Here is a 10874-nt window from a genome sequence, read left to right as displayed (position 1 = left end):
GGGCCATCGCTCAACGGATAAAAGGTACTCCGGGGATAACAGGCTGATACCGCCCAAGAGTTCATATCGACGGCGGTGTTTGGCACCTCGATGTCGGCTCATCACATCCTGGGGCTGAAGCCGGTCCCAAGGGTATGGCTGTTCGCCATTTAAAGTGGTACGCGAGCTGGGTTTAGAACGTCGTGAGACAGTTCGGTCCCTATCTGCCGTGGACGTTTGAGATTTGAGAGGGGCTGCTCCTAGTACGAGAGGACCGGAGTGGACGAACCTCTGGTGTTCCGGTTGTCACGCCAGTGGCATTGCCGGGTAGCTATGTTCGGAAAAGATAACCGCTGAAAGCATCTAAGCGGGAAACTTGCCTCAAGATGAGATCTCACTGGAACCTTGAGTTCCCTAAAGGGCCGTCGAAGACTACGACGTTGATAGGTTGGGTGTGTAAGCGCTGTGAGGCGTTGAGCTAACCAATACTAATTGCCCGTGAGGCTTGACCATATAACACCCAAGCAATTTGCTTAAGAAGCGAGTTGCGGTGTGTGAAGACGAAACAAACCGAAAGTTTGCACCGCTCACAAAGCACACAAATCTATTACATACCCATTTGCTGGCACGTTGCATAAGCGACGGTCTGGCTACCGAATTTCTTGACGACCATAGAGCGTTGGAACCACCTGATCCCATCCCGAACTCAGAAGTGAAACGATGCATCGCCGATGGTAGTGTGGGGTTTCCCCATGTGAGAGTAGGTCATCGTCAAGATTAAATTCCGAAACCCCAATTGCGAAAGCAATTGGGGTTTTGTTTTTGCGCTGAGAAAAAATCGTTCTTATTCGCAAACAAATTTGCACAGTTATTTTCAAATTGGAACACTAGAATAGCCGCTACTCTTTTCACTTCCAGAGCCCTCTATGTCAGATCCGGTTGACGCCTCCGGGTTGTCAGAACTACCACTGGACGACTTGGTTGCCTGCCATGAGTGCGACTTGCTGATGCGCAAGCCAAAGCTCGCCCACGGTGAGAAAGCCCAATGCCCGCGCTGTGGCTATGAGCTGTATGCCCATCGACACAATGTCGTTGAGCGCAGTCTGGCTCTGGTAATTGCCGCCTTGTTGCTCTACGTGCCGGCGAACTTTCTTCCCATCATGCAACTCAATCTATTGGGACAGTCTTCCGAAGATACCGTCTGGAGCGGCGTGCAAGGCCTGTTCGATACCGGCATGGAAGGTGTAGCGCTGGTGGTGTTCCTCTGCAGCATGGGCATTCCATTGCTCAAGCTGATTTGCCAGCTGCTGGTCCTGTTGAGCATTCGCTGGGACATCGGCCGCAGTTACGGCCTGCTGCTCTATCGCATTTATCATCATCTGCGCGATTGGGGCATGCTCGAGGTCTATCTGATGGGTGTCCTGGTGGCCATCGTCAAGCTGGCGGATATGGCGTCCATTACCGTGGGCCTTGGCCTTGTGTGTTTTATCAGTTTGTTGTTGGTGCAGGTCTGGCTGGAAGTGGTGATGTCGCCGCACCAGATCTGGCAGGCGTTATCTGGAGAAGATGTGCATGCGGGCGATTGATGCAGGCATTCTGATTTGTACCGAGTGCCATGAATTGAACCGGCAGGAGGCCGACAGCGACGAGCAGACCTGCACTCGTTGCGGAGCTTTGGTACACCCACGGCGTCCCAATAGCATCCTGCGCACCTGGGCCTTGTTGCTTACCGCCGCCATTCTCTACATTCCCGCCAATGTCCTGCCGATCATGACCGTCAGCTCACTGGGGCAGGGCGATCCCAGCACCATCATGTCCGGAGTCATCCAGCTGGTGCAGCACGGTATGTTCCCCATCGCCGCCGTGGTGTTTGTCGCCAGTATTCTGGTGCCCACCTTCAAGCTGGTGGGCATTGCCCTGTTGCTGTTCTCGGTGCAGCGTCACCAGCCACTGTCAGCGCGGCAACGGATCATCATGTACCGCTTTATCGAGTTCATCGGTCGTTGGTCGATGCTGGATATTTTCGTCATCGCCATTCTGGTGGCGGTGGTCAACTTTGGCCGGCTGGCCAGTATCGAGGCCAATCTCGGTGCGGTCGCCTTTGCCAGCGTGGTGATCCTGACCATGTTGGCCGCAGTAACTTTCGATCCCCGACTGATCTGGGATAACACGGAGTCGGACGACGACCATGAGTGATTTGCCTACTGCCAAAACCCGCCCGGCCTCCAACTGGTCGGCTATCTGGGTGCTGCCCCTGATTGCCCTGATCATTGGCGGTTGGCTGGGCTGGCGTGCCTACAGCCAGACCGGCATCGAGATCCAGTTGCGCTTTGAAAGCGGTGAAGGGATACAGGCCAACAAGACCGAAGTGGTCTACAAAGGCATGCCCGTGGGAAAGGTCAAGACTCTGGCTCTGGACGATGAGGGCAACTCCAAGGGAGTGATCGCCACGGTCGAAATGAACAAGGATGTCGAGCAGTACCTGAAGACCAACACCCGCTTCTGGCTGGTCAAGCCCAGTGTCAGCCTGGCCGGGATCACCGGTCTGGAAACCTTGGTCTCAGGCAATTACATTGCGGTCAATCCCGGAGAAGGAGAACCCACGCGCAAGTTCAAGGCCCTGGCCGAAGAGCCGCCGTTATCGGATGCCAAGCCCGGCCTGCACCTGACCATCAAGGCCGAGCGCCTGGGTTCGTTGAACCGCGGCAGCCCGGTCTTCTACAAACAGATCCAGGTCGGACAGATCAAGAGCTTCCTGCTTTCCGAAGACCAGAACACAGTGGAGCTCAAGGTCTACATCGAACCGACCTACGCCAATCTGGTGCGCAAACACACGCGTTTCTGGAACGCCAGCGGCATCAGCATCGACGCCAATCTGTCCGGGGTAAAAGTGCGCAGTGAGTCCCTGTCCAGCATAGTGGCCGGCGGTATCGCGTTCGCCACTCCGGAAAATCGCAGGGACAGTCCGCCTACCGACCCGAGCCTGCCGTTCCGCCTTTACGAAGATTTCGATGCCGCCCAGGCCGGTATCCGGGTCAAGGTCAAGCTCACCGATTTCGAAGGCCTGCAGGCTGGGCGCACGCCCGTGATGTACAAAGGCATCCAGGTCGGCAGCCTGAAAGCCCTGAAGGTCGACTCCGATCTCACCAGCGCCACCGCCGAACTGACCCTCGATCCACTGGCCGAGGACTATCTGGTCCAGGGCACTCAGTTCTGGACCGTCAAACCCTCGATCTCCCTGGCGGGTATCACGGGGCTCGAGGCCCTGGTGAAAGGTAACTACATCGCCATCCGCCCCGGTGACAAGGGCGCCGCCCCCCAGCGGGAATTTGAAGCTCGGGCCAAGGCGCCTCCCCTGGACCTGCGAGCACCTGGCCTGCATATGGTGCTGTTTACCGACAATCTCGGCTCTCTGGATGTGGGCAGTCCGATTCTCTACAAGCAGGTCAAGGTCGGTTCGGTACAGAGCTACCAGTTCTCCCACACCCGTAAGCAAGTGGTGATCGGTGTTCATATCGAGAAAGAGTACGAGGGGCTGGTCAATGGCTCGACGCGCTTCTGGAACGTCAGTGGCATCACCCTCACGGGCGGCCTCACCGGCGGCATCCAGATCAAGAGTGAGTCGTTGCAAAGCCTGATGGCCGGTGGCATTTCCTTCGAGACACCACAACCCAACGTCCCGCTGAAAAAACGCATCCCGCGCTTCCGTCTGTTCGCTAACCAGGAAGAAGCCGCACAGCGGGGGATCCTGGTGAATATCAAGGTCGATCGTGCCGATGGCTTGCGTGCCGGTACTCCAGTGCGCTTCAAGGGCCTGGATGTAGGCAAGCTGGAAGCGGTGACTCTCAGCGCCGACATGCAGTCAGTGATGCTCAAGGCGCGGATCACCGAAGTGCCCGAGCGTATTGCCCGAGTCGGCAGCCAGTTCTGGGTGGTCAAGCCGGAGCTGGGCCTGATGAAAACTTCGAACCTGGAAACCCTGGTCACCGGTCAATACCTCGAGGTCCAGCCCGCAGCGAAGAACCTGGGCGTGCAAACCAGCTTTGTCGCCTTGCCGCAGCCGCCGGAAGCCAGCGTCCAGGAAGCGGGTCTGAGTCTGGTATTGAGCGCTGCTCGCCGCGGCTCGTTGAAGGTGGGTGTACCCGTGACTTATCGCGAAGTGACAGTGGGCAAGGTTACGGGCTACGAACTGGGACAGACCGCCGATCGGGTACTGATCCATATCCTCATCGAGCCCAAGTATGCGCCACTGATTCGCGGTGGTACGCGCTTCTGGAACAGCAGTGGATTTGGCGTGGACTTTGGTCTGTTCAAGGGCGCCACAGTGCGCACCGAATCCTTGGAAACTCTGATCCAGGGCGGCATTGCATTCGCTACCCCGGATGGCGAGCGCATGGGCAACCCGGCCCGCCCGCAACAGACGTTCCCGCTGTTCGACAAGTTCGAGGATGAATGGCTGACCTGGGCCCCCAAGATCCCCCTGGGCAAATAACCCTCTTGTAGGAGCCGGCTCGCCGGCGAAAAGGTCTTCAAGCGCAGAGGAGGCCTTCGCTGGCAAGCCAGCTCCTACAAAAGCTATCCAATAAAAAGGCCGCACTCGAAAGAGTGCGGCCTTCTTCGTTACAGCGTTAGCAAATCAGACTTCGTCCAGTTCCGCTTCTGCCTCGGCTTCGGGTTCCACGTTCAGAGTCGCTTTGACCTGATCATGACGACGGATGAACTTCCAGTCCGCCTCGTCGATGTAGATACCGTTCGGTCCGCTGCCGCCTTCCAGGTCGATGGCTACCTGGGCCGACACCTGCGGCTTCACACTGGCCAGGATCGGTACGAAGCCCAGCTGCAGGCTGGTTTCCAGCAGCGCCGCCTGGTTGCGTTCGTCGATGTCCGCGGCCTCGTCGAGGTAGTAGGGCAGGCGAATGCGCCCGGCCTGGTCGCGGTCCATCAAGTGCAGCAACAGGTACATGTTGGTCAGCGCCTTGATGGTCATGGTGGTGCCGTTGGACGCCGCGCCATCGATGTCGGTGTGGATCACCGGCTGGCCATTGACCTTGGTGATCTCGAACGCCAGTTCGAACAAGTCCTTCAGGCCCAGCTGGTTGTGGTTGGCTGCTACCAACCGCGCCAGGTACTCCTTGGCCTCTTCGTTCTTGTTGTCCTGCTCGGCGCTCTGACTCAGGTCGAACACCGACAGGGTCTCGCCTTCTTCGTACTGCCCGGCGCTGTGGATGATCTGATCGATGTGCTTGAGGGCTTCCTTGTTCGGCGCCAGGACGATGCGGAAGCTCTGCAGGTTGGACACCTGGCGCTTGTTGATCTCGCGGTTGAACAGCGCCAGCTGGTGTTCCAGGCTGTCGTAGTCGCTGCGGATATTGCGCAGGGTCCGGGCGATATCAGTCACCGCCGCGCGGCGTGCCTTGCCCAGGGTCAGGGCTTCGTCGGTGCGGTGCGCATAGGCGTTGATCAGCAACTGCAGTCGGCGTTCAACGTCATCCTCGCTGTCGAACTTGGCCACGCCCTTGAGGCGCACCTGGGCATACAGCGCCTCGATCTGTCCGTCGACCCGTTGCAGACCCTGCCAGCTGTCCTGGTAGTCGTTGAGCAGTGGCAGCAGGTTGTCCATGGAGTCGTCCACCGGGTCCATGAACGGCGTGCCGAACGGCAGGTCCGCCGGCAGCAACTGACGGCGGCGCAGGGCGTCGTCGAGGGTGCGCTGCTTGGCTTCCATGTCGGCAATCTGCCGGCCCACCAGTTGCAGCTTGGCCGACAGTTGCTGGACGCGTTCGGTGAAGGCGTCACTGGAGCGCTTGAGTTCGTCCTGAGCGGCTTCCATCTGTGCCAGCTGCTCCAGCTTCTCGCCTTCCTCGGCGCTCAGGGTCTGGGCACGGCGGAAGTCTTCCAGGGCCTTCTGCGCATCCAGTACCTGCTGGTACAGGGCTTCGGTCTGGGTCTTGCTCGCGGCGCGGTCGGCAGCCACGGCAGCCTGGGTCTTGAGCTGCTTGAGTTCTTTTTCCAGGCGCTCCTTCTGATCCCGCAGGGCGGCACGGTCAGCCAGGGCCTGCAAGGCTGGCGGCTCGATGTGGGAGATGTCGATGGACAGCCCCGGCACTTCGAAACGCTCGCCCTTGAAGCCATCGAGGATCAGCTCCACGGACTTCACCCACTCGCCGTTGTCGTCCAGGGCAATGCCGTGCTCGCCCAGGGGCAGGCTGAACAGCGCGCTGTTGAACAGACGCATCAGGCGTTCCACGTCCTGTTGGGAGAACTCCTCGCGCAGACGGGCGTAGCTGTTGTTGTCGGCGTGATCGAGCTGTTGCTTGACCGACTTCAGGCGTTTTTCCAGGTCCCGCAGGCGCTCTTCCAGGTCTTCGGCGGAGAACTGCCGGGACTGGGCCAGGGCGCCGGCCAGTTCATCGTGGGCATCCTTGGCCGCCAGCAGTTGCTGTTCCAGGACCTTGACGTCATCCACCAGGGCGAAGCGGTGCTTGAGCACCGACAGCTCGCCGAGCCAGCGCTGGGTGCCGGTGATTTCCCGTTCCAGGCGCATCATTTCCTGGGTGCTGCTGCGTTGGTCGTTTTGCAGCGCGTCCTGCTCGTTGCGGTAGTGCTCGGCCTGGATGGTCAGCTCTTCCTTGCGGGCGCCGGCGTAGTCCGACCAAGTGCCCAGCAGCGAATCCAGCAGTGGCGACAGGCGATGCAGTTTGCCCCGCAGAATGTCCCGCTGCTTCACGCCGTTGGCCAGGGCTTCTACCAGAGGGCCCGCGGCCACCAGGGAGTTGTAGTCTTGCTCCATGCGCCGCACATCGCGGAAGGCTTCGTCGCAGGCGGCGATGTAGTCGACGCTACCAGAGCGCAAGCTGTGCTCGAAGGCATCGAGGAACAGCTGCTTGAGCTTGGCCGCGGTGATCTCGCGCATGTGCAGCAGGTTGATGAACAGCGCACGGAAGGTCTTCAGGCTCTGTTCACTGGTGGAGCGCAGCGGGATCAGGGTCAGGTCCAGGGGGATCGACGTATGGCCGCCCACCAGTAGACGGCGCAGTTCATCCGGCTTGAGTTCATAGGCCTTCAGGCCCTGGCGCTCCAGGTTGGTGAACAGCTCTTTCTGCCGCAGGCAGGTGTCGTCCTTCTGGTAATGCGCCAGGTCCAGCTGTCCGGCGTAGGCGAAGAACTGGTGGCCGAAACCGCCGCCCGGACCGCGCCCGACCACGCCAATCACATGAGGGCCGTGGGGCAGCGAGACTTCCACCAGGATGTAACTGGTGTCCGAGGCGAAGTAGAAGCGCCGGGATTGCTCCAGGCTGTACTTGCCGAAGCTCATGTCCGACATGCGCGCCAGAATCGGGAATTGCAGGGCGTTGATCGACGCCGACTTGCCCAGGTTGTTGGCCCCGTAGACCGACAGCGGCTCTTCCAGGGGGAACAGGCCAAGGCTGTAGCCGGCGGTGTTCAGTAGGGCAAAACGGCGGATGCCGTAGCGTTCCTTGCTCATGCGTCGAGCTCCTGTTCTTCGGCGATGGCCCGGGCCAGCGCGTCTTCTTCACTTTCTTCGGACTCGTCGAATTCGCTCAGGTCCAGCGGGTCATCGGTCTGCAGCAGTTTCTCGTCGCTGTCGTTGTCCACCAGCACCGGGGTCGGCAACGGCAGCACGCTGTGCAGGCTGGCGGCCAGGTCACGGTCCTGCTGCACCGACAGGCAGACATCGAGGAAGCGGTGCATCGGTGGCAGGAAGCGGTAGATCCCCGGCTCCTCGGCGGCAAAACCCAGCTGGGTCATGCGGCGCATGATTTTCTCTTCCAGCTCTTCCTGGGTCTGTACTTCGGCCTGGATAAACAGGTCGCGGTACTTTTCCAGCAGCGAGGGCAGTTCGTCACGGCCCAGGCTGCCACCATCGAGCACGGCGATCGGGTCGCGACCCTGGTCGGCCAGGTGCTCCACCAGGATGAAGGTGAACAGCGCCAGGCGCTGGGCGGTCTTGTTCACCTGGGCGGCGGCGTTGTCGGGGACAAAGTAGTAGAAGCCGCGGGTATCGCACACCAGCTCGAAGCCCAGGGCCTTGAACAGGGTGCGGTACTGGTCCTGGAAGTTCGACAGTTGGGCGTACAGCTCCGGGTCGCGGCGGCTGACGTGATAACCCTTGAACAGCTCGCGAAAGATCGGCGCCAGCTGGGACAGTTCGGAAAGATCAAGATGCATTGGCGTTGCTCGCAGAATGCTCGGCGGCGTCATCGCGGGCCGAGAGCAGGGCGAAGGAGCGCAGGCTGACCTGGTGCTCCTGGGTGTGGTAATCGCGACGTTCGAGGCGCTCGCGCTTGAAGCGTTTTTCCCGGGACAGGCGGGAGAACCAGTACAGCAATTCGTCGGTGGCGCCATCCGGCTCCTGGTCCAGCAGCCAGCTCATCAGGTCCGGCATCGGCAGAGCGTCTTCGCAGCGCTCGAGCATTTCCCGGACCGTGCGCGGCGCCTTGGGGGCCACGCCCTTGTGGGTCTTGTGGGCCTTGGGGAAACGCGCCGGCTTGGGTTCGAAGCGGGCCAGGGCGTAGACATAGGCTTCCACCTGGCCGGAGCTGCCGAGAAAGGTGCTTTGCGGACGGGTGAACATCGGCATGGCGGCCTGAGGCACCGCGTCGATGCCCTTGCGCCGGATCGCCGACAGGGCCAGCGCTGCACCGCGGGTCACGGCGTTGTGGCGGCGGGCTTCCTCACGCAGCGGCAGCAGCAGTTCCCGGGCGTGGCGCAGGGTCAGCTGGGCGCTGGTCTGCATTTCCAGGATGCGCGCGTGGGTGCGCAACAGCATGTCGTCGTCCACCAGGTGGCCCAGGCGCTGTTGCTCGGTGAGCATGCGCAGCAGGACGTTCTCCACCTTGCGCACGCCCTGTTCGAAGGCGCCGTCGGCGTTCACCAGCTGGATCATCGGCTCGACGTATTCGTCCCAGGTGGCCAGCACCTCGGCGTAGCGCTGGCGCAGGGGGATCTGCCGGTCGCTGGTCTTGGCCCGTTCGGCCACGGCCACCAGGGCCTGTTCGTCGTTGGCGAGCTTCTTCAGGACATCGCGCACGCGCATGTCCAGCAGCCGCAACTGACGAGCCAGGTCGTTGCCGTCGCGCACGTCGAAGGCGTCCTGGATGTAACCGGCCAGGCGCTCCAGGTGGCGCAGGTAGGCTTCGATCTCCAGGCACAGGCCCAGGCGGTGTTCACGGCGCAGGTAGGCGAGGAAGTCGTGGATCTGCGCATTGAGCTCGAAACGGTTCGGGCTTTTCGCCACCGGGACCAGGATGTCCAGGCGTATCCATACGTCCAGCAGGTGGGTGATGTCCTGGGGCGTGCTGTCCAGTTGTTGGGCAGACAGCTGTGAACGCAGTTCGGCAAGACTCAGGGTGCCTTGGTCGAAGTGCTCGCACAGCGGCTCCAGAAGTGCCCAGTGTTCGGCGAGGGCGCGCAAGACGCGCTTGGGTTCGATCATCGGAATGGCCGGCTGGTTGGCAATGAAAAGCGGCGATTGTACTGCATCAGGGGGCTGACGATTCACCCCCAGGTCCAGGTATGAGACGGACAGTCGCTTTTGTGGGCAATCAACAGCAGGCGATCTTTGGCGAAGGACGGTAGAATCCCCCACCTCAGTTATCCACAAGTGGCCGACCTTTGCTTATCGAGTCCCGTCGTCGCGCTTATCTGTCCGCCATGCAGGTGGTCAGTTGGCTGCCGCGCAGCGAATTGCCCTTTGCCGCCCCTTCGCGCCCCGAGTTGCTGGCCCTGCCGGAACCGGAGCTTGCGGCGCCGCCTGCCCCTGTGGTCGAGGCCAAAGCCCCGGCGGCGCCAGCGGCAAGGACCAGCGAGCGACCGAAAATCGAAGTGCCGCGGCCATCCGCCACGCCCGCGCGCTTGGCCAGCAAGCCCGTGGTCGAAGGCGAAGAAGCCCCGGCCCCGGTGGTCAAGGCGCCGGTGGTACCGCCGCCGCGCTTTGCCCTGCAACTGCTGCGAGCCGGCCGTTGCCTGCTGCTGGTGGAGTTACCCACAGGGGAAGCCTTTCAGAGCCGCGATCCGGCCTATCTGCTGCTCAAGGATATGTTGCGCGCCGCCGGCCTGCCGGACAGCCCGCAGATCCTTGCCGAGCCCGTGCGCTGGCCGATGCTGACCCGAGGTCACCTCGACCAGGGCCCGGAAGCCGCCCGGGACTTCGTCCAGGCCTTTGTCGGTGTGCGAATCGAAGAAGAGCCCTGCGTCTGCCTGTGGCTGATCGGTCTGCCGGCGGTACGTTTCGCCGGGGAAGCCAACGCTGAATCCTACAACCGCGAACTTCAGGTCGAAGGCCTGGGTTCGGCCTGGGCCTTGCCCGGCCTGGAACTATTAATGGAAGAGCCACAGCGTAAGGCTGATGTCTGGCAAGCCATGCGTCGATTGATGACGCGCTGGAAAAGCACTGATGAGCAAAATGACCAATGAGTGACGCGTTGACCTTCCGCCTGGCCACCGAAGCGGACCTGGATGCCATCCTGAAAATCGAATATGCGGCGTTCAGCCATCCCTGGACCCGGGGCATTTTCATGGATGCCTTCAAGTCCTACGAAGTCTGGCTGATGTTCGAAGGCAGCCAGCAAGTGGGCCACGGGGTGATCCAGGTGATCATCGATGAGGCCCATTTGCTGAACATCACCGTCAAGCCGGAAAGCCAGGGCCGTGGCCTGGGTCTGCGACTCCTTGAAGAGCTGATGAAGCGTGCCTACCAGAAGGACGCGCGCGAATGCTTCCTCGAAGTGCGTTCCAGCAATCAGACCGCTTATCGGCTGTACGAGCGTTATGGCTTCAATGAAGTGGGGCGCCGCCGCGACTATTACCCGGCAGTGGGTGGCCGCGAAGACGCCCTGGTGATGGCCTGCACCCTGGTCGACTGAGCCTTAAAC

General features: G+C 61.0%; 8 protein-coding genes and 2 rRNA genes (1 of these 10 only partly in view). 7 read left to right on the top strand and 3 right to left on the bottom strand.

Annotation, left to right across the window (positions count from 1 at the left end):
- From ACSSVC_RS30740 to ACSSVC_RS30720, 5 genes are all read left to right on the top strand, one after another.
- Positions 1-492, top strand: a 23S ribosomal RNA gene (locus tag ACSSVC_RS30740); it begins 2400 nt to the left of the window's first position.
- A gap of 148 nt (positions 493-640) precedes the next feature.
- A 5S ribosomal RNA gene (rrf, locus tag ACSSVC_RS30735) occupies positions 641-756 on the top strand.
- A gap of 149 nt (positions 757-905) precedes the next feature.
- Positions 906-1565 carry a paraquat-inducible protein A gene (locus ACSSVC_RS30730; RefSeq protein ID WP_123724883.1) on the top strand — a complete coding sequence of 220 codons (660 nt, stop codon included), beginning with the start codon at positions 906-908 and terminating at the stop codon, positions 1563-1565.
- Positions 1552-2175 carry a paraquat-inducible protein A gene (locus ACSSVC_RS30725; protein ID WP_346633744.1) on the top strand — a complete coding sequence of 208 codons (624 nt, stop codon included), beginning with the start codon at positions 1552-1554 and terminating at the stop codon, positions 2173-2175. The genes ACSSVC_RS30730 and ACSSVC_RS30725 overlap by 14 nt, the downstream gene beginning before the upstream one ends.
- Positions 2168-4471, top strand: coding sequence for a PqiB family protein (locus ACSSVC_RS30720; RefSeq protein ID WP_346633745.1), 2304 nt, complete (start codon positions 2168-2170; stop codon positions 4469-4471). Before ACSSVC_RS30725 ends, ACSSVC_RS30720 begins: the two co-directional genes overlap by 8 nt.
- Positions 4472-4615: 144 nt before the next feature.
- On the opposite strand, the gene mksF is transcribed toward ACSSVC_RS30720, so the two are convergent.
- From mksF to mksB, 3 genes are read right to left on the bottom strand one after another with little or no spacing between them, the layout of a single operon-like run.
- Positions 4616-7465, bottom strand: coding sequence for an Mks condensin complex protein MksF (gene mksF, locus ACSSVC_RS30715; protein ID WP_346633746.1), 2850 nt, complete (start codon positions 7463-7465; stop codon positions 4616-4618).
- Entirely contained in the window at positions 7462-8169 is a 708-nt protein-coding gene (gene mksE, locus ACSSVC_RS30710) for an Mks condensin complex protein MksE (protein WP_015637041.1), read from the bottom strand. The genes mksF and mksE overlap by 4 nt, the downstream gene beginning before the upstream one ends.
- The gene (mksB, locus tag ACSSVC_RS30705) at positions 8159-9436 is read right to left on the bottom strand and encodes an Mks condensin complex protein MksB (RefSeq protein WP_041120711.1); all 1278 of its coding nucleotides are present in this window, start codon (positions 9434-9436) and stop codon (positions 8159-8161) included. The genes mksE and mksB overlap by 11 nt, the downstream gene beginning before the upstream one ends.
- A 179-nt stretch (positions 9437-9615) precedes the next feature.
- On the opposite strand from mksB, the gene ACSSVC_RS30700 reads away from it, so the two are divergent.
- On the top strand, positions 9616-10416 hold the full coding sequence (locus tag ACSSVC_RS30700) for an energy transducer TonB (protein ID WP_492611833.1): 801 nt from the start codon (positions 9616-9618) through the stop codon (positions 10414-10416).
- Positions 10413-10865, top strand: a complete 453-nt coding sequence (rimI, locus tag ACSSVC_RS30695) for a ribosomal protein S18-alanine N-acetyltransferase (protein WP_047285456.1) — start codon at positions 10413-10415, stop codon at positions 10863-10865. The genes ACSSVC_RS30700 and rimI overlap by 4 nt, the downstream gene beginning before the upstream one ends.
- The last annotated feature ends 9 nt before the right edge of the window (positions 10866-10874 follow it).

The organism is Pseudomonas sp. E1BtOHC1 (genome assembly GCF_058744285.1).
This window is presented reverse-complemented; position numbering and strand designations above follow the sequence as displayed.